The following is an 18,619-nucleotide window of genomic DNA, read 5'->3' as shown; positions in this document are numbered from 1 at the left end:
ATCGCGATACAGGATTTCCTGCCGGACCTGCCACTGTAAGCAAGCGCACCGGCACCTGGCGAAGTTCCCGATCGGTGAATGTTGTCGTAGATGCTGCCGTAAACAGAGGCTCCGGAGGGGCCCCTGAGAGCACTTCGGACGGGTCGAGGTCGGCGTTGTCAGAACGGCGGTCCACAATGGTCGGCGTCAGAACCTGAGGTTGCCCGACAGAATCTGTGAAGGAGTCGCAGCCGCGATGGCCCGCCGCAGCACGAAGACCCCGCCGCCGGACGACTTCGAGGAGAAGATCCTCGACATCGACGTCGTCGACGAAATGCAGGGCTCCTTCCTCGAGTACGCGTACTCGGTGATCTACTCCAGGGCTCTGCCCGACGCCCGCGACGGCATGAAGCCCGTGCACCGCCGCATCGTGTCCCAGATGAACGAGATGGGGCTGCGCCCCGACCGCGGGTATGTGAAGTGCGCCCGTGTCGTCGGCGAAGTGATGGGCAAGTTGCACCCGCACGGTGACGCATCGATCTATGACGCACTGGTGCGCATGGCACAGCCGTTCTCGATGCGCCTGCCCCTCGTCGACGGACACGGCAACTTCGGGTCGCTCGGCAACGACGACCCACCGGCCGCCATGCGGTACACCGAGTGCCGGATGGCCGACGCCACGTCGCTGATGACGGAGTCGATCGACGAGGACACGGTCGACTACCAGTCGAACTACGACGGCCAGGAGCAGGAGCCCGTCGTCCTCCCGGCGGCGTACCCGAACCTCCTGGTCAACGGGGCGTCCGGGATCGCGGTCGGTATGGCGACCAACATGCCCCCGCACAACCTCGGCGAGGTGATCGCCGCCGCCCGCCATCTCATCAGGCACCCGAACGCCGACCTCGAGACCCTGATGCGCTTCGTCCCGGGACCCGACCTGCCGACCGGTGGCAGGATCGTCGGTCTCGGCGGCATCAAGGATGCGTACGCGGCAGGGCGCGGCACGTTCAAGATCCGTGCGACCGTCGCGATAGAGGACGTCACGGCACGCCGTAAGGGCCTCGTCGTCACCGAACTTCCCTTCACCGTCGGCCCGGAAAAGGTGATCGCCAAGATCAAGGACCTCGTCTCGGCGAAGAAGCTCCAGGGCATCGCCGATGTCAAGGACCTCACCGACCGGTCGCACGGTCTCCGGCTGGTGATCGAGGTCAAGAACGGCTTCGTACCGGAGGCCGTGCTGGAGCAGCTCTACAAGCTGACGCCGATGGAGGAGTCCTTCGGCATCAACAACGTGGCGCTGGTCGACGGGCAGCCGCTCACCCTGGGGCTCAAGGAGCTCCTGGAGGTCTATCTCGACCACCGCTTCGAGGTGGTGCGCCGACGCAGCGAGTTCCGCAGGACCAAGCGCCGGGACCGGCTGCATCTGGTCGAGGGGCTTCTCGTCGCCCTGCTGGACATCGACGAGGTCATCCGCCTCATCCGGGACAGCGACAACTCCGCGCAGGCCAAGGAGCGGCTGATCGAGCGCTTCTCCTTGAGCGAGATCCAGACGCAGTACATCCTGGACACCCCGCTGCGCAGGCTCACCCGGTTCGACCGGATCGAGCTGGAGAGCGAGCGCGACCGGCTCAGCGACGAGATCGCCGCGCTGACGGCGATCCTGGAGTCGGACGCGGAGCTGCGCAAGCTCGTCTCGGGCGAACTGGCCGCGGTGGCGAAGAAGTTCGGCACCGACCGGCGCACGGTGCTGCTGGAGTCGGCGGGTTCGCAGGTTGCCTCCGTACCGTTGGAGGTCGCCGACGACCCGTGCCGGGTGCTCCTCTCGTCGACCGGCCTGCTGGCCCGTACGGCCAACGCCGACCCGGTCGTGGCGGCCGAGGACGCCAAGCGCACGAAGCACGATGTGATCGTCTCGGCCGTCCCCGCGACGGCGCGCGGCGATGTGGGTGCGGTGACGTCCACGGGGCGCCTGCTGCGGCTGTCGGTGATCGATCTGCCGCAGCTGCCGGACACTCATGCGGCTCCCAACCTCTCGGGTGGGGCTCAGATCGCGGAGTTCCTCACGCTGGAGACGGGCGAGGAGCTGATCTGCCTCACCACGCTGGACGAGGAGTCGCCCGGCCTGGCGATCGGCACCCTGCAGGGGGTGGTGAAGCGCGTGGTGCCCGACTATCCGGCCAACAAGGACGAGCTGGAGGTCATCACGCTCAAGGACGGCGACCGCATCGTCGGCGCGATGGAGCTGCGTACGGGCGAGGAGGACCTGGTCTTCATCACGTCCGACGCACAACTGCTGCGCTACCCGGCGGCGCAGGTGCGCCCGCAGGGGCGCCCGGCGGGCGGCATGGCGGGCGTCAAGCTCACGGCGGGAGCCGCGGTGCTCTCGTTCACGGCGGTGGATCCCGCGGTGGACGCCGTGGTGTTCACGGTGGCCGGGTCGCACGGCACGCTGGACGACTCGGAGCTGACCTCGAAGCTCACTCCGTTCGACCAGTATCCGCGCAAGGGCAGGGCCACCGGTGGGGTGCGCTGCCAACGCTTCCTCAAGGGGGAGGACGTCCTGGTGTTCGCCTGGGCAGGCGGTGTTCCGGCCCGCGCCGCACAGAAGAGCGGCGCGCCGGCACAACTGCCCGCCCCGGATCCACGGCGCGACGGCTCGGGCACACCGCTGATGAGCCCGGTCTCCGTGATCGCCGGACCGCTCTAGACACCCGGCCGGACGACGCCGGGGCCGCTCAGGCCTCGTCGTCGTCCGGCTGTCGCACGTAGCGCAGGATGCCCCACATGCTGCGCTCCAGTTCTTCGGTGGCGTCCTGGCCCGCCTCCGGGCAGTCGGAGAGCCCCTTGTGCAGCGCCTCCGCGTCGATACCGGAACCGATCAGCACCAGCTGCGTGCGCCTCGGCTCGTCCCGTGGCCATGGCTGCGGGACGAAGCGCAGAAACCTGCCGACGGCGTGCAGGGTGTATCTGTTCCCCGGGTCGCCTGCGCCGAAGTCGGCGAATCCCTTGATCCGGTAGAGGCCTTCGGGTCTGGAGTCGAGGAACTCGATGAACCGCCGGGGGTTCATCGGCACATCGGTGGTGAAGGAGACACTCTCGTACGCCGCGTGCAGATGGCCCTCGTGCTCGTCGTCCGTCTCCGGAAGAAGGTCCTCGAAGGTCAGCTGCCGGGCGGTGTCGTCACCGTCCGGCCGCAGTACGGGATCGACGAGCAGCTCGGGATCGATCCGTCCGAACTCGGCGCCGATGACAGCTGCCCTGCTGCCGGCCGCCGCAACTGCCTCCCTCACGGCGTCCAGTTCCGCCTGCGCCACCCTGTCCGTCTTGTTCAGCACGACGAGGTCGGCGATCCCGAGATGACGGTCGATCTCGGGGTGCCGCTCCCGCGTGGTCATGAATTCGGCGGCGTCCACGACCTCGACCAGTCCCCCGTACCGGATGTGCGGATTGTCGCTGGCCAGCAGCATCCGTACGAGCTCCTGGGGTTCTGCGAGACCGCTCGCCTCGATGACGATCACATCGAGCCGGGCGGCAGGCCTGGTCAGCTTCTCCAGGAAGGTGTCGAGCTCGCTCGCGTCGACGGCACAGCACAGACAGCCGTTGCCCAGCGAGATCGTCGACCCGACCTGCCCCGCGACGGCCATGGCGTCGATCTCGATGGAGCCGAAGTCGTTGACGATCACGCCGATCCGGTTGCCGGCGCGGTTGCGGAGCAGATGGTTGAGCAGGGTCGTCTTGCCGGATCCCAGGAACCCCGCCAGGACGACGACCGGGATCTGCGGGGCGCGGGGCGGGGTCAACGTGGGCCTTTCTCGGGTCTGTCAGGGTGCCGGTACGGGCTGCGCCGGGGGCGTTCCCACATAGCGGGCCGCCGGGCGGATGATCTTCGAGTCCTCCGCCTGCTCCAGGATATTGGCGCTCCATCCGACCACACGCGCCGCACAGAACGTGGGGGTGAACATCTCGCGCGGCAGACCGCAGAGCTCCATGACGACCCCGGCGTAGAACTCCACGTTGGTGTGCAGCTCACGCCCCGGCTTGAGCTCGGCGAGGATGGCCTCCACCTGCCGCTCGACCTCGACGGCGAAGTCGACGAGCGGTCCGCCGAAGCTCTGTGCGATCGAACGCAGCATGCGTGAGCGCGGGTCCTCGGTGCGGTAGACGGGGTGTCCGAAGCCCATGATCCGGCCCCCGGCGAGCACCTGCTCCCGGATCCAGCCGTCGATACGGTCCGGAGTCCCGATGGCGTCCAGCGTGTCCAGAGCCCGGCTGGGCGCGCCGCCGTGCAGCGGTCCGGAGAGCGCTCCGACCGCCGCGACCAGACACGCGGCCACGTCCGCGCCGGTGGACGCCACCACCCTGCCCGTGAACGTCGAGGCGTTGAAGCCGTGGTCGATGGTGGAGATGAGGTACTGCTCGACGGCCCTGACCCGTGCGGGGGCCGGCTCGGCGCCGGTGAGCATGTACAGGTAGTTCGCTGCGAACGGCAGGTCCTCACGCGGCTCGACCGGTTCGAGACCCTGGCCGAGCCGGTGCAGGGCGGTCAGCACGGTGGGAACGGCGGCGCAGGCGGCGAGCGCGTCGCTACGGCGGCGGTCCGCCCCGATGTCGTACACCGGGCGGAATCCGGCCGAAGCCCCGAACAGCGAGAGTGCGGTGCGGAGGCCGGCCAGCGGACCGGAGACCGCGCCCGCGCGTGCGATGGCGGGCAGCGCGGCGCGCACCTCGTCCGGCAGACGGCGCAGACCGGCCGTGCGGGCAGCGAAGCCGGCGCCCGCGGCGCGGTCGGGGAGTTCGCCGTGGAACAGCAGGTACCAGACGTCCTCGAAGCTGCGGCTCTGCGCCAGCTCGATCGCCGAGTAGTGCCGGTAGTGGTAGAAGCCCTCGCGCCCGCGCACATCACCGAGTGCGGTGTCGGTGACGATCACACCGGCGAGACCGCGGGGTACGTCGAGCGGAGCGGTTCCGGTCCTCAAGGCAGACATTTGCGGGTCTCTCCTCCGACAGTCGATTTAACATTGATTCAACTGTCTATGATTGATTTAATTCGTGTCAACATTGATTAAATCAATACGAAGTCTCGATGGATGCCGATGGATATGGATACGGTGGGCACCATGACGCATGAGGCCGCGCACGGGGCCGACACCGAAGGCGCCGGTGGCGAAGACCCCACGGAGGCGCGCAGGCTCACCACACGGGAGACGGCAGAACTGCTCGGGGTGAAGCCCGAGACCGTGTACGCCTACGTGAGCCGGGGACAGCTCAGCAGCAGGCGGACCCCTGGGGGGCGCGGAAGCACGTTCGACGCCGCCGAGGTCGCTGCCCTGGTCCGGCGGACCTCACGCAGGGAGCCTGTTCCCGCGGCGGGCGAGCTGGTCTTCCGTACCGGCATCACGCTCATCGAGCACGACAGGTACTACTTCCGCGGTGTCGACGCCACCGAGCTCGCCCGCCATTACGGCTACGAGGAAGTCGCGGAGTGGATCTGGACCGGCGAGCTCCGTCCGGGCGTCCGTTTCACCGCGCCCCCCGAATCGCTCGCTGCCGCGCGGCAGACGGTCGCCGCACTCCCGGCACACAGCGGCTCGACGGACCGGCTGCGGGTCGCGGTCGTCGCAGCCGCGGCAGCCGATCCGCTGCGGTTCGATCTCTCACCCCAGGGGGTTCTCAGCAGCGCACGCAGCCTGATCCCCACCTTGGTGGCCGCCTTGCCTGTCGTCGGAGAACAGGCGCCGGCCCGCAGCCACGACGGGGCGAACGGCGTCTCCGCGTCCCTCGCCCGGCAGCTGTGGCCGAGGCTCTCCGGTCAACCGGCCGACGCGGCGGCCCTGGCCGTGCTCGACACAGCTCTCGCACTGCTCACCGACCATGACCTGGCGGCATCGACGCTGGCTGCGCGGGTCGCCGCGTCCGCCCACGCCCATCCGTACGCAGTGGTCTCCGCAGGGCTGGGCGTACTGGAGGGGCCCCTGCACGGCGCCGCGAGCGGACTGGCCCACCGCATGCTGTCCGAGGTCGTGGAACGGGGCAGCGCGTCCCCGGTCGTTGCCGACCATCTCCGTGCCGGCCGCCGCGTGCCGGGGCTGGGGCACCGCCTGTACACGGGTGAGGATCCGCGCGCCCAGGTCCTGTTCACCCTGTTGGACGACGTGCCGCAGGCCGCCCCGGCGCTGGCTGCGGCCCGCGACGTGGTCGCCACCACCGCCCGCCACACCCCTCTGCACGCCAATGTCGACCTGGCGCTTGCCGTCCTGTCGGTCGCCTGCGGCATGCCCGCGGAGGCGGGCGAGACGGTGTTCGCCGTGTCCCGCACCGCGGGCTGGATCGCCCATGCACTGGAGGAGTACACGGAGCGGCCCCTGCGGATGCGGCCCAGCGGGCAGTACACAGGACCTCGCCCGCCGCAGCCTCTGCCCGCGGCGGCGCTGCGTCCCGCACCTCTACCGCGGGCCGCTCCTGCAAATTAGCTACAATCCGCGGGAATTTTCTCGTGGCGGCTGAGCCGTGGAGCCGCGCACCACGAGTTCCGGCTCGAAGAGAAGCTCGTCGGACGGCACCGCACGTCCTGCGATCTGCACCGAGAGCAGCTCCACCGCGGCCCGGCCCATGGCCTCGATGGGCTGGCGGACCGTGGTCAGCGGCGGCTCGGTGCAGTTCATGAATGCCGAGTCGTCGTAGCCGACGACGGAGACGTCCGCAGGCACGGACAGTCCGCGGCGGCGCGCCGCGCGCACCGCGCCCAGGGCGAGCGGGTCGCTGGCACAGATGATGCCGGTGACTCCCTGGTCCAGCAGCCGCATGGCAGCGGCCTGCCCGCCCTCGAGCGAGAACATCGCCCGGGCCACCCACTCGTCCGGCACCGTCGTCCCCGCCTCCTCGGCGAGCGCCCGGGCAGCGGCGAGTTTCCGCTGCGAGGGCACGTGATCGGACGGGCCGAGGACGAACCCGATCCGTTCGTGACCGAGCGAGACGAGGTGGCGCCACGCCTGCTCGACGGCCACCGAGTCGTCGCACGAGACCCCGGGGAATCCGAGATGAGCGATGGCCGCGTTGATCAGAACCACTGGGATCTTGCGGTCGGCAAGCACCTTGTAGTGGTCGTGCGGGGCATCGGCCTGGTGATAGAGCCCACCGGCGAACACGACTCCGGACACCTGCTGCTGCAGCAGGAGCTCGACGTAGTCGGCTTCGGAGACCCCGCCCTTGGTCTGGGTGCAGAGCACCGGAGTCAGCCCCTGCTGGGCGAGCGCGCCGCCGACCACTTCGGCGAAGGCCGGGAAGATCGGGTTCTGCAGCTCGGGCAGGACGAGTCCGACCAGCCGGGCCCGCTCGCCGCGCAGCTGCGTGGGGCGCTCGTAACCGAGGACGTCCAGCGCGGAGAGGACGGCTTGCCGTGTCGCGTCGGAGACGCCCGGCTTACCGTTCAGCACCCGGCTGACCGTGGCCTCGCTGACTCCTACCTTCTGGGCAACCTGAGCAAGTCGTCGCGTCATGAACGCAAGATTAGCGCAAGAACCGCAAGAAGATTGCGCTGCGGTGGAAACCGTGGAAACCCCTAGAACGCTCACAGATCGAGCGCCGGGAGGCAAGGGGTCTGCAGATGGCAGATCGGCGGTGGTACGCGGACGAGGGAGCAGTACTCCGCTGCCGCAAGCTCTCCAGCGTCGAGCCCTCCGACTCGAGCGTTCCGGTGCGTCAGCGGAAGATCAACGGGAACGGATTTCAGGAAGGACCGGAATGCCCTCTACCGTTCATACGATGAACGCCCCACCGACCACCGTCCGGGGACCCCGCCGGTTCGGCTGGCCGAAGCGGGTCTTCTCGCAGGTCCTCCTGATGCAGCTGACCATCATCACCGGAGTCACAGCACTGGTCACCGGCCTCTTCCTGGCGCCGCTCAGCGACCAGCTCGACGACCAGGCGATGCGCCGGGCCCTCGCGATCGCGCAGAGCACGGCGGCGCAGCCCCAGATCGCCTCGTCGCTGCTCACCACGGCCCCGGTCCCGGACGGCCCCGTCCAGACGGTGGCCGAGCGGATCAGGCGGTCCACCGGCGCCGAATACGTCGTGGTCATGGACAGGCGCGGGGTGCGCTGGTCGCACACCGACACCGCCCGGATAGGCGCAGTCGTCTCCACGGACCCCAGCACGGCGCTCGCGGGCAGGTCCGTGATGGAGATCGACAGCGGCACGCTCGGCCGCTCCGCCCGCGGCAAGGTGCCGCTGCGCGACGAAGCGGACCGGATCGTGGGCGCCGTCTCCGTCGGCATCGCGTACGACAGCGTCCGCGCCCGGCTGCTCGCGGCGATCCCAGGGCTGCTCGCGTACGCCGGCGGAGCTCTGGCCGTGGGAGCGCTCGCCGCCTATCTGATCTCGCGCCGCCTGCAGCGGCAGACCCATGACCTGGCGTTCTCCGACATCTCCGCGCTGCTGACGGAGCGCGAGGCCATGCTGCACAGCATCCGTGAAGGTGTGGTCGCCCTCGACCGCACGGGACGCATCCGGCTGCTGAACGACGAGGCCCAGCGTCTGCTCGGCCTCGGTCCCGATGCTGCGGGCCGCCCGCTCGACGAGGCCCTGGGAGCCGGGCGGACCGCCGATGTACTGGCAGGCCGGGTGGTCGGGCACGACCTGGTGACGGTCCGCGGCACCCGGGTGCTGCTCGCCAACCGGATGCCGACCGACGACGGCGGGGCCGTGGCCACCCTCCGCGACCGGACCGAGCTCGAGAACCTCGGCCGCGAGCTCGACTCCACCCGTGGCCTGATCGACGCCCTCCGCGCCCAGGACCATGAGCACGCGAACCGGCTGCACACCCTCCTGGGACTCCTGGAGCTGGAGATGCACGACGACGCGATGGAGTTCGTCACCGAAGTCGTCGGCGTCCACCGGGCGACAGCCGAGCAGGTCACGGAGAAGGTCCACGACCCGCTGCTGGCTGCGCTGCTCGTCGGCAAGACGACGGTGGCCGCGGAGCGCGGCGTCGCCCTGCGCATGGCACCCGGCACCCTCCTGCCGGACCGGCTGGTGGACCCGCGCGGTCTCGTGACGGTCGTCGGCAATCTGGTCGACAACGCCCTGGACGCCGCCGCGGGGTCGATGGACGCCCGGATCGAAGTGGAACTGCGGGCCGACGGCCGTACGGTGGTCCTGCGCGTGCACGACAGCGGCCCGGGCATACCGTCGGGCAGCCACGAATCGATCTTCATGGAGGGCTGGTCCACCAAGGAGCTCCCTGCCCACGGCAAACGCGGGCTGGGCCTGCCACTGGTGCGGCGGCTGGCGGAGCGACAGGGCGGCAGCGTGTCCGTGTCGGATTCCCCGGAGGGCGGGGCCGTGTTCACGGTCGTCCTGCCGGAGGCCCTGGGCGAACGGGCCCCGGACGGGATGGCGACACCCGCGCAACCGGCGACGGCAGGAGAGACCCCGTGATCGAAGTCCTGGTCGTGGACGACGACATCAGGGTTGCGCAGATCAACGCGGCCTATGTCTCCAAGGTGCCCGGATTCCGCGTGGCAGCCCAAGCCCACTCGGCCACCGAGGCCCTCGCCAGGATCGGTGAAACACCCATCGACCTGATCCTCCTCGACCACTATCTGCCGGACCGCAACGGCCTGACCCTGGTGCGGGAGCTGCGGGGGCTCGGCAATCACACCGACGTGATCATGGTGACGGCGGCACGCGACGTCGCGACCGTTCAGGCGGCGATGCGCCACGGAGCCCTGCAGTACCTGGTGAAGCCGTTCACGTATGCGGGGCTGCGGACCAAGCTGGAGGCGTACGCAGCCCTGCGTCACACCTTCGAGGGCGGTGGCGAGGCCGAGCAGACAGAGGTGGACCGGCTCTTCGGTGCCCTGTGGGCCACTGGGGAGTCCGACCTTCCCAAGGGGCACTCGCCGACCACCGCCGAGCTGGTCCGGCAAGCCCTGCGCACCTCCGACGGACCGCTCTCCGCGCAGGAGATCGCGGAGAGCGCCGGAATGAGCCGCCAGACCGCCCAGCGCTATCTGAAACTGCTGGAGCGAACCGGACGGGTGCGGCTGTCCCTGAGGTACGGCGAGACGGGCCGCCCGGAACACCGGTACACCTGGGCTTCGGGCGCCTGAGCCGGCGGCAGGAGCGGGACGGTCCTCAGGCCGCACCTGCGCCGGTCAGAGACCGGACCTCGGCCTCCGCGTGCTTGGCTGCGTCGGGCGGCTCGGTGGAGGTGACCGTGCCGATCCAGCCGGCCAGGAATCCGGCCGGAATGGACACCAGCCCGGGGTTCTCCAGCGGGAAGAGCTGGAAATCCATGCCCGGGAAGAGGGACGCCGGGCTCCCCGAGACGACCGGCGAGAGCAGGACGAGCAGGACCGCGGGAATCAGCCCGCCGTAGACGGACCAGACCGCCCCCCGTGTGGTGAAGTTCCGCCAGAACAGCGAGTAGAGCAGCGCCGGAAGGTTGGCCGAGGCTGCGACCGCGAAGGCCAGTCCCACCAGGAACGCGACGTTGAGATCCTGGGCGAGGAGCCCCAGTGCGATGGCGACGACTCCGACGCCCGCTGCTGCCGTCCTGGCCACCGTGACCTCGCTGCGCTGCTTTGACCCCGGGCGCCGCAGCGAGGCATAGAGGTCGTGTGCGACGGAGGCGGAGGAGGCCAGCGTGATCCCGGCGACGACGGCAAGAATGGTCGCGAAGGCAATGGCTGCGACCACAGCGAACAGAACCGTGCCACCCGTGGATCCCTCCCCGCCTCCGAGGACGAGTGCCAGGAGCGGGACAGCGGTGTTACCGGAGGCGTTCGACGCCCGTACATCTGCCGAGCCGACCAGGGCGGCCGCTCCGAACCCGAGCACGATCGTCATCAGGTAGAAGCTGCCGATGAGTCCGATGGACCAGACGACGGAGCGTCGGGCGGCTCGGGCCGTGGGCACCGTGTAGAAGCGCGACAGAATGTGCGGCAGGCCTGCCGTGCCGAGCACGAGCGCCAGGCCCAGGCTGATGAAGTCGAAGCGTGCCGTCCAGCTCCCGCCGTACTTGAGTCCGGGCGAGAGAAACTCCTTGCCGTGGCCGCTGCGTTCGGCGGCGGTGTTGAGCAGAGTGTTGACGTTTCCGTTGAAATGCACGAGGACGAGCACGGTGAGCGCGAGAGCACCGGCCATCAGCAGGACGGCCTTGACGATCTGGATCCAGGTCGTGGCGCGCATACCGCCGAGCGATACGTAGATCACCATGAGTGCGCCGACCCCGACGACGGTCCAGGACCGGGCGGTGTCGCTCGTCCCACCGAGCAGTAGCGCGACGAGGCTGCCTGCACCCACCATCTGTGCCACCAGGTACAGCACCGAGACAGTGACGGACGAGGTGCCGAGCGCAGTGCGCACCGGACGGTCCGCCATGCGGGCGGCAACCACATCGGCGAGAGTGAACCGCCCGCAGTTGCGCACGAGTTCGGCTACGAGGAGCAGGACGACCAGCCAGGCGACGAGGAAGCCGACCGAGTAGAGCATGCCGTCGTAGCCGAAGAGGGCGATCAGTCCCGAGATCCCGAGAAACGAGGCGGCGGACATGTAGTCGCCGGCGATGGCGAATCCATTCTCCATGGGAGAGAACAGTCGCCCGCCCGCATAGAACTCCTCCGGGGATCCCTGCCTGTTCCGGCTCACCCAGGTGGTGATGCCGAGTGTCACGGCGATGAACGCGCTGAACATCAGCAACGCCAGCGTCTGATGGTCTCCGCTCACCGATCGATCCCTCTCGTCATCTCCTGGGTGTCCCAACGCAGCTCCAGTGCGGCCCGGTCCCTGCGCAGGCGGGCATGACGCGCGTACGCCCAGGTGAGCAGGAACGTGGTGACGAACTGTCCGAGCCCCGCGACCATTGCCACGTTGAGTGCACCGGCAACCGGTTGCGCCATCAGATCGCGTGCTGTCGTGGCCGCGACGACATAGGCGAAGTACCAGAGGAGGAAGGCTGCCGCCGCGGGGACCACGAACCGCCGGTAGCGGCGGCGCACTTCGCGGAAGGCGGCGCTTCGCTGTACCTCGAGATAGATGTCGGCGGCACTGTGATTGTGCTGTGGCGCCACGGGCCCGGGCAGCCCGTCGGGCGCCATGCCCCCCGTACCGTCCAGCTCGCCCCATCCGGGGGCCAGCGCGTCGTACCACGGGTCGTCGAGCCGCACCGCTGCGGCTTTCAACCCTGCTTCCTTCTCCACCCGAACAACTCCCTTGTCCACGAGCCTTTTCGGCCGCGTAGCCAAGAATGGGCAGATCGGGAAGATCCCGGGCACTTCATTCGCCCGGCTTCACCATTTCAGGTGACGGAAGTCCCGGGCGGGTGTGCGAGTCCCCGGCCGTACGCATAGCGCACTGCTTGTGCTCGGTCACGCGCTCCCGTCTTGGCGAAGAGGTTGTTGATGTGAGTCTTCACCGTGGCCCGGGAGATGTGCAGCGCGCGTGCGATTTCCGCGTTGGACAGTCCCCCGGCGATCAGGACGAGCACCTCGGCCTCTCGGGGGGTGAGCCCGTCGGGCAGCTCGGACGGCAACGGACGGACGGCCTCCGCGGTGACCCGCTCCAGCAGCCGGCGCTGCACCTTCGGCGAGAGTCCGGCCTCGCCGGACAGCACCGCCTCGATGGCCTGCACGATCTCCTCTCCCCGGGCGTCCTTGGTCAGATAGCCCCGCGCGCCCGCCTGCAACGCCGTGAACAGCGAGTCGTCGTCGGCGAAGGTCGTGAGCACCACCACCTGGGTGCGGGGGTATTCCTTGCGGATCCGGCGCGTTGCCTCGACGCCGTCGCAGCGGGGCATCCGCAGATCCATCAGGACCACATCGGGCGCCTTCTCGGCGACGAGCGCAACCGCCTCGTGCCCGTCCTTCGCCGAACCGACCACCTCGATGCCGGGCAACAGTCCCAGCAGCATGACGATGCCTTCGCGCACCACCGCCTGATCATCGGCGACCACCACCCGCGCACTCACGCAGGCACCCGCAGATTCACCACGAACCCCTCCTCGCCCGGCCCTGCCTCCAGCGTCCCGCCGATCAGTTCGGCGCGCTCCCTCATCCCCAGCAGACCGTATCCGGAGCCACTGACAGCGAGCTCACACGCCGAGCTGTGTCCACCTGAGTCCCGCACCTCCAGGGCGACAGAGTCCGGCAGGTACTCGAGCCGGACGAAGACGGCGGCCCCCGGAGCGTGCTTACGGGCATTGGTCAATGCCTCCTGTGCGACCCTCCGCACCGTCTGGGAGGCCTCCGGGGCCAGGGGTCTGCACTCCCCCGTCACGAACACCTCGGCCGCCTCACCGGCCACCAGCTGCCGCAGGAAGTCCTCCACCGGAGTCATCTCCCCGCGCAGCACGGAAAGGGCCTGACGTGTCTCTGCGAGGCCCTCACGCGCCATGGAACGCGCTGCGACCACTCTCTCCAGGACAAGGTCGCGGAACTTCCCCGCAGGCTCTCGCTCGATCAGCAGTCGGGCCGCTTCCAGGTGCACCAATTGCGCGGAGAGGCTGTGGGCGAGCACATCGTGAATCTCGCGGGCGATCCTGGACCGCTCGGCCAGCGCGGCCGTCCCGGCCTCCGCCACCCTCGCGGCCCGCTCCTGGTCGAGGAGCCGCTGGGCGTTGCCCCGGGCCTCGGCATCGAGGCGCAGGACATATCCCCCCAAGCACAGGCTTCCGGTGGTGATCACGGTGGTCAGCCACCCGTCGCTCTTGACGATCGCGTAGGCGGCGAGAGCCACAGCGGTGAGCGGCACAGCCGCGGAGAGGGGGAGCCGCTCCAGGGCTGTAATGGCGCAACCGCACCACAGCACTACGGCGAGGGCCCCAGCACCCGCCTCCTGCGCCCCGAACGCCGCGGCCATCAGCAGCACCAGCAGTCCCAGGGACGGCCACAGTCGGTGCTGCAGGGTTTTCCGGAAGAACGCCACGCCAACCGCCGTGCAGCCGGCCGCTCCCACCAGGACGACCGCGATCTGCCAAGGGGCAAACCGTCCTTCGGCGAAAGTGCTCCAGAGGAGGCCGACGAGCGCAGCAGCCCATACGAGTCGTCCGATGGCAGCCCGCGGCCGCGTCTGCGCGGTTCTGGCGAGGGCCTCCTTGGACGGCCAGCTCGTCCACGTGCTGCGGTTCACACGTGACCCTTCCACGCGGGCTGCGCGGGCTGCGCGGGCTGCAACAGCATGCCGTCGGCCGGACCAACGTAGCGCGCACGCATACTCCGGGCCCGCCAGGTCAGCACTCCGCTGCGCGCGAGCAGCATGGCCGCGAGCGACATCAGGAGAGCGGCTGCCCCCTGGTGTATGCCCCGCAGCACCCCGGCACCGGCCAGCCCTGCGCGGAGCGCGAGGCCTCCCACCCACACCAGGACTGTGGCCCTGGTGCCCCTGCTCCACACGGAGCCGTCCGGCTCGCGCCACAGGCCGGCCGTCCAGCCCCAACCGGCGCCGGTGACCAGTCCCACCACGAGCCCGGCTCCGAGAATCAGTGCGGACACAGCCTCCTGATGTGGATCAAGGGCTCCGTCGTTGCGCGCGGAGAAGATCAGCAAGATCCCCGGCAGGACCCACCATCGCTTGTCGTCACCGATCCGCTGCGCCGTGAACTGACGCACGACGACGAGCGCGACGACCGCAGCGATCGCCAGAACAGGGAAGAGCGCGGACATGGAAGCCTCCGAGAGACGGGAAGGTTCGAGGCCTTCGACGCTACGGAAGCGCGGGGATCAGGGGATCGGCTCAGGGGTTGACCGTGGGTGGAGAAGCTTGCTCCACCCACGGGTGGACTCGGTCAGACGTGGACCCGGTCAGACGTCGATACGCGAGCGGTCGAGCGTGGCCGCCGAGCTGGTGATGAATTCCTTTCGGGGCGCGACCTCGTTGCCCATCAGCAGGTCGAAGACCTGCTCGGAGGATTCGAGGTCACCGATGTTGATCCGGCGCAGTGTGCGGTGGCGCGGATCCATCGTGGTCTCCGCCAGCTGGTCCGCGTCCATCTCACCGAGACCCTTGTAGCGCTGGATCGAGTCCTTGTACCGGACGTTCTTCCGCTGCAGCTCCAGCAGCGTCTGCCGCAGCTCGTTGTCGGAGTACGTATAGATGTACTTGTCCTGGCCCTTCTTGGGCTGGACAAGCTCGATCCTGTGCAGCGGGGGCACCGCCGCGAAGACCCGCCCCGCCTCGACCATCGGCCGCATGTAGCGCTGGAAGAGCGTGAGCAGCAGGCACCGGATGTGGGCACCGTCGACATCGGCGTCCACCAGCAGGACGATCTTGCCGTAGCGCGCGGCGTCGATGTCGAAGGTCCGTCCGGAACCCGCTCCTATGACCTGGATGATGGCGCCGCACTCGGCATTCTTGAGCATGTCCGAGACGGAGGACTTCTGAACGTTGAGGATCTTTCCGCGGATCGGCAGCAGCGCCTGGAACTCGCTGTTCCGGGCAAGCTTGGCCGTGCCCAGCGCCGAGTCGCCCTCCACGATGAAGAGCTCACTGCGCTCGACGTCGTCGCTGCGGCAGTCGGCGAGCTTCGCCGGCAGGGAGGAGGACTCCAGCGCGGTCTTGCGGCGCTGTGCGTCCTTGTGCTGGCGGGCCGCGATTCGGGTGCGGGCTGCTGCCACCGCCTTCTCCAGCACGGACCTGGCCTGGGCCTTGGCATCGCGCTGCGTGGAGGTCAGGAATGCCTTGAGCTCCTTGGCCACCACGTTGGCAACGATCCGGTTGGCTGCCGAGGTGCCGAGCACCTCCTTGGTCTGGCCCTCGAACTGCGGCTCAGCCAGCCGTACGGTGACGACCGCCGTGAGGCCTTCCAAGGCGTCGTCCTTGACGACATCGTCCTCGGCGACGCGCAGCAGCTTGGCCGAGCGGAGCACCTCGTTGACGGTCTTGGTGAGGGAGCGCTCGAAGCCCGACACGTGAGTGCCGCCCTTGGGCGTGGCGATGATGTTGACGAAGGATTTGACGTTGGTGTCGTAACCGGTACCCCAGCGCAGCGCGATGTCGACGCCCAGTTCCCGGGTGACCTCGGTCGCCGTCATGTGGCCGCGGTCGTCCAGGACCGGAACGGTCTCCTTGAACGTCCCCGTCCCTGTCAGGCGCTGGACATCGCTGACCGCCCTGTCCTGCGCCAGATACTCACAGAACTCGCTGATTCCGCCGTCGAAGCGGAACGTCTCCTCCGTTTTCCCCTCGCCGTCGATGCCGCGCTCGTCCCGAACGACGATGGTCAGGCCGGGCACCAGGAAAGCCGTCTGCCGCGCTCGCTGGTACAGCGTTTCCAGGCTGAGTTTGGCGTCCTTGAGGAAGATCTGCCGGTCCGCCCAGTACCGCACCCGGGTACCGGTGCGGTTCTTCGGGACTCGCTTCCCCTTGCGCAGACCGTTCGACGGATCGAAGGGGCTGTCCGGCCCCTGCTCCGTAAACATGCCCGGAACGCCGCGCCGGAAGCTGATCGAGTGGGTCGAGCTGTTGCGGTCGACCTCTACGTCGAGCCGGGCGGAGAGCGCGTTGACCACCGAAGCGCCCACGCCGTGCAGGCCGCCCGACGCCGCGTAGGAGCCACCGCCGAACTTTCCGCCGGCATGAAGCTTGGTCATGACGACCTCGACGCCGGAGAGCCCTGTCTTGGGCTCGACGTCGACGGGGATACCCCGCCCGTTGTCACGGACCTCGACGGAGGAGTCGTCGTGGAGGATGACCTCGATGCTGTCGCAGTAGCCGCCGAGAGCCTCGTCGACCGAGTTGTCGATGATCTCCCAGAGGCAGTGCAAAAGTCCGCGGCTGTCCGTGGACCCGATGTACATCCCGGGGCGCTTGCGGACCGCTTCGAGCCCCTCGAGGACGAGGAGGTGCCGCGCGGTGTAGTTGGAGCTGTCCCTGTCTGCGCCGCCTGCTCCGGTCAGCAGCGCAGTGGACGGCACGGAATCGGCGGTCACGCGGTTCGCTCCTCGCTGAATTTCATTTTGGGGCCCAGTGGGTACGGGCTCGGCCTAGGTAGCCGCTGAGAGCCTACCGAGGCCTGGTAGAGCGGTTGTAACGCCACCCAGGGGGAATCCTTATGCTAGTCCAGCCTCGCATACGCGTTCGATCATTCGTCCGAGTGACGTGCACATCACGTTCCCTTCGAGGCATGAACCATTTAGGCTCCGGGCACGTCCTCATGAACAACCGGCAAGCCAGCCGGCGGACGGACCCCACCACAAGCAACGCGAAACCGTAGCGCTCCGCAATACGGCACATTCGCCGCCAACCGGCAACAGACAGCCATCTTGAGAAGAAGTTTCGAAGAAAAGCCACGAGCGGGAACGTTTTCGGCCTGGTTGGATGTTGACCCTGGTACGACAGCTCGTCGAGCTAGAGAAGAGGCGACGTGACTACTGTTCTGACCCCCGCGAGCCCGCTGACCGCAGCTGACCGCTGTGACCGTTGCGGCGCCCAGGCATATCTGCGCGTCGTCCTGATCAGCGGCGGTGAACTGCTCTTCTGCGCCCACCACGGTCGCAAGTTCGAGCCGGAACTCAAGAAGATCGCCGCGGAAATACAGGATGAGACAGATCGACTCACCGCCGTACAGGCGACTGCAGCCGACGAGGAACAACACTGATACCTCGCATCCACGACGAGCCAGGGGCCTGTCCAGGACCGGCCGACGGGCGGCCTTCCCGCAAGGGGAAGCCGCCCGTTCTCGTACTTCCCGGGTGTTGACGCGGTCAGTCCTGACCAGCCATCCACCGGATCGCCGCAGAGACACGGGTGTACACACCCGGACTCCCGGGGCTCCCGCAGCCACTGCCCCAGGAAACCAGGCCGATGAGCCGCCCACGGGCCACCAGCGGGCCGCCGCTGTCGCCCTGGCACGCATCCCGCCCGCCTGCCGTATCACCGGCGCAGAGCATCGATGAGGCGTCGTACGTGCCGTACAGGCCGCCGGGATAGGCACGCGCGCAGGCACTGTCCGACAGCACACGTACCTGGGCGGCGTGCAGCACAGACGCGTAGGCGCCGTATCCGGTCGTGTCCCCCCAGCCGTACACCGTCGCACCGGTTCCCGGCTCGTACGCGGTGTCCCCGGCCCCGGCCATCGGAATGACACTGCTCTCCGGCAACTCCCCCGCCAAGGTCAGCACTGCCAGATCGGCGGCGTTCGTGCGCGGGTTGTAACCGGGATTGATCCATGCCGTACGCACCGGGATTTCCTGGCCCCCGGGTCCGCTCAGTTCATCCCGGCCGGCGATGACCCGCAGATCACGGAGCTCGTTGATGCCGACACCCAGGACGTCCTCCCCCAGGCAGTGCGCGGCCGTCAGCACTTTTGTGGGCGCGATCGCCACCGCACCGCAGAACTGGCCGTCGCGGGTTCCTCCGAACTGGTCACGGCTGGACAGTGCCACGGTCCAGGGGCTGTCCGCGACGCGGGCCGGACGGCCGCCGACAACAATGCTGTCCGCAGTGGCCGGGGCCGGGGTGGCGAGCGGTATCAAAGCCCCAACGGCCGCGAGGGCGAAGGCCACGGGGACGGCACGGACGACAAAGCGGGGCATGAAGACTCCTGACGCCGGGGTGAACGATGCCCACTCAGCGTCATCCGCACCGCAGCCGCCCGCACCTGCACACAGGCGTGGGGCCCGGAACCTGAAGAGGTTCCGGGCCC

At 68.8% G+C, this 18,619-nt stretch carries 15 protein-coding genes; 5 read left to right on the top strand and 10 right to left on the bottom strand.

Annotated features, from left to right (window positions below; translation table 11 throughout):
- The first annotated feature begins 235 nt into the window (after nucleotides 1-235).
- Nucleotides 236-2,686 (top strand): DNA topoisomerase (ATP-hydrolyzing) subunit A, encoded by a 2,451-nt coding sequence (locus ACFWBQ_RS35560; protein ID WP_385507188.1) that lies wholly within the window; start codon nucleotides 236-238, stop codon nucleotides 2,684-2,686.
- A 28-nt stretch (nucleotides 2,687-2,714) separates the two neighbouring features.
- Here the strand turns inward: ACFWBQ_RS35560 and ACFWBQ_RS35555 are convergent, their stop codons facing one another.
- Together ACFWBQ_RS35555 and ACFWBQ_RS35550 are read right to left on the bottom strand one after the other, a co-directional pair.
- Nucleotides 2,715-3,779 (bottom strand): CobW family GTP-binding protein, encoded by a 1,065-nt coding sequence (locus ACFWBQ_RS35555; protein ID WP_385507185.1) that lies wholly within the window; start codon nucleotides 3,777-3,779, stop codon nucleotides 2,715-2,717.
- 21 nt (nucleotides 3,780-3,800) lie between these two features.
- Nucleotides 3,801-4,964, bottom strand: coding sequence for a citrate synthase/methylcitrate synthase (locus tag ACFWBQ_RS35550; RefSeq protein ID WP_385507184.1), 1,164 nt, complete (start codon nucleotides 4,962-4,964; stop codon nucleotides 3,801-3,803).
- Between the two features lie 132 nt (nucleotides 4,965-5,096).
- On the opposite strand from ACFWBQ_RS35550, the gene ACFWBQ_RS35545 reads away from it, so the two are divergent.
- Complete coding sequence (locus ACFWBQ_RS35545) at nucleotides 5,097-6,449, top strand: citrate/2-methylcitrate synthase (RefSeq protein WP_385507181.1); 1,353 nt, start codon at nucleotides 5,097-5,099, stop codon at nucleotides 6,447-6,449.
- On the opposite strand, the gene ACFWBQ_RS35540 is transcribed toward ACFWBQ_RS35545, so the two are convergent.
- Nucleotides 6,450-7,475 (bottom strand): LacI family DNA-binding transcriptional regulator, encoded by a 1,026-nt coding sequence (locus ACFWBQ_RS35540; RefSeq protein WP_385507179.1) that lies wholly within the window; start codon nucleotides 7,473-7,475, stop codon nucleotides 6,450-6,452.
- A gap of 265 nt (nucleotides 7,476-7,740) precedes the next feature.
- On the opposite strand from ACFWBQ_RS35540, the gene ACFWBQ_RS35535 reads away from it, so the two are divergent.
- Both ACFWBQ_RS35535 and ACFWBQ_RS35530 read left to right on the top strand, forming a co-directional pair.
- Nucleotides 7,741-9,414, top strand: coding sequence for an ATP-binding protein (locus ACFWBQ_RS35535; RefSeq protein WP_385507177.1), 1,674 nt, complete (start codon nucleotides 7,741-7,743; stop codon nucleotides 9,412-9,414).
- A complete protein-coding gene (locus ACFWBQ_RS35530; RefSeq protein WP_385507175.1) occupies nucleotides 9,411-10,088 on the top strand; it encodes a response regulator in 678 nt (225 codons plus the stop codon). Before ACFWBQ_RS35535 ends, ACFWBQ_RS35530 begins: the two co-directional genes overlap by 4 nt.
- Nucleotides 10,089-10,113: 25 nt before the next feature.
- On the opposite strand, the gene ACFWBQ_RS35525 is transcribed toward ACFWBQ_RS35530, so the two are convergent.
- From ACFWBQ_RS35525 to ACFWBQ_RS35500, 6 genes are all read right to left on the bottom strand, one after another.
- Nucleotides 10,114-11,706, bottom strand: coding sequence for a cation acetate symporter (locus ACFWBQ_RS35525; protein ID WP_385507172.1), 1,593 nt, complete (start codon nucleotides 11,704-11,706; stop codon nucleotides 10,114-10,116).
- Nucleotides 11,703-12,179 carry a DUF485 domain-containing protein gene (locus tag ACFWBQ_RS35520; RefSeq protein WP_385507170.1) on the bottom strand — a complete coding sequence of 159 codons (477 nt, stop codon included), beginning with the start codon at nucleotides 12,177-12,179 and terminating at the stop codon, nucleotides 11,703-11,705. Before ACFWBQ_RS35520 ends, ACFWBQ_RS35525 begins: the two co-directional genes overlap by 4 nt.
- Nucleotides 12,180-12,277: 98 nt before the next feature.
- Complete coding sequence (locus ACFWBQ_RS35515) at nucleotides 12,278-12,946, bottom strand: response regulator (protein WP_385507168.1); 669 nt, start codon at nucleotides 12,944-12,946, stop codon at nucleotides 12,278-12,280.
- A complete protein-coding gene (locus ACFWBQ_RS35510; protein ID WP_385507166.1) occupies nucleotides 12,943-14,106 on the bottom strand; it encodes a sensor histidine kinase in 1,164 nt (387 codons plus the stop codon). The genes ACFWBQ_RS35515 and ACFWBQ_RS35510 overlap by 4 nt, the downstream gene beginning before the upstream one ends.
- Nucleotides 14,103-14,639, bottom strand: a complete 537-nt coding sequence (locus tag ACFWBQ_RS35505) for a DUF1453 domain-containing protein (protein WP_385507164.1) — start codon at nucleotides 14,637-14,639, stop codon at nucleotides 14,103-14,105. The genes ACFWBQ_RS35510 and ACFWBQ_RS35505 overlap by 4 nt, the downstream gene beginning before the upstream one ends.
- A 138-nt stretch (nucleotides 14,640-14,777) precedes the next feature.
- Nucleotides 14,778-16,904 carry a type IIA DNA topoisomerase subunit B gene (locus ACFWBQ_RS35500; RefSeq protein ID WP_385507163.1) on the bottom strand — a complete coding sequence of 709 codons (2,127 nt, stop codon included), beginning with the start codon at nucleotides 16,902-16,904 and terminating at the stop codon, nucleotides 14,778-14,780.
- Between the two features lie 434 nt (nucleotides 16,905-17,338).
- Between ACFWBQ_RS35500 and ACFWBQ_RS35495 the strand changes: the two genes are divergently transcribed.
- Nucleotides 17,339-17,572, top strand: a complete 234-nt coding sequence (locus ACFWBQ_RS35495) for a hypothetical protein (RefSeq protein WP_073803639.1) — start codon at nucleotides 17,339-17,341, stop codon at nucleotides 17,570-17,572.
- Between the two features lie 106 nt (nucleotides 17,573-17,678).
- Here ACFWBQ_RS35495 and ACFWBQ_RS35490 read toward each other — a convergent pair whose 3' ends face one another.
- Nucleotides 17,679-18,509 (bottom strand): S1 family peptidase, encoded by an 831-nt coding sequence (locus ACFWBQ_RS35490; protein WP_385507161.1) that lies wholly within the window; start codon nucleotides 18,507-18,509, stop codon nucleotides 17,679-17,681.
- Nucleotides 18,510-18,619 lie beyond the last annotated feature (110 nt).

Origin of the sequence: Streptomyces sp. NPDC060035, assembly GCF_042736635.1 — a bacterium.
Classification (GTDB): domain Bacteria; phylum Actinomycetota; class Actinomycetes; order Streptomycetales; family Streptomycetaceae; genus Streptomyces.
The sequence above is the reverse complement of the archived record's forward strand: the minus strand, read 5'-3'. Positions and strand labels throughout refer to the sequence as shown.

Excerpts from the sequence above, each read along its gene's own strand:
- ACFWBQ_RS35540 (WP_385507179.1), bottom strand. The coding sequence starts at position 7,475 with ATGACGCGACGACTTGCTCAGGTTGCCCAGAAGGTAGGAGTCAGCGAG.
- ACFWBQ_RS35490 (WP_385507161.1), bottom strand. The coding sequence starts at position 18,509 with ATGCCCCGCTTTGTCGTCCGTGCCGTCCCCGTGGCCTTCGCCCTCGCG.
- ACFWBQ_RS35560 (WP_385507188.1), top strand. The coding sequence starts at position 236 with ATGGCCCGCCGCAGCACGAAGACCCCGCCGCCGGACGACTTCGAGGAG.
- ACFWBQ_RS35550 (WP_385507184.1), bottom strand. The coding sequence starts at position 4,964 with ATGTCTGCCTTGAGGACCGGAACCGCTCCGCTCGACGTACCCCGCGGT.
- ACFWBQ_RS35535 (WP_385507177.1), top strand. The coding sequence starts at position 7,741 with ATGAACGCCCCACCGACCACCGTCCGGGGACCCCGCCGGTTCGGCTGG.
- ACFWBQ_RS35545 (WP_385507181.1), top strand. The coding sequence starts at position 5,097 with ATGACGCATGAGGCCGCGCACGGGGCCGACACCGAAGGCGCCGGTGGC.
- ACFWBQ_RS35505 (WP_385507164.1), bottom strand. The coding sequence starts at position 14,639 with ATGTCCGCGCTCTTCCCTGTTCTGGCGATCGCTGCGGTCGTCGCGCTC.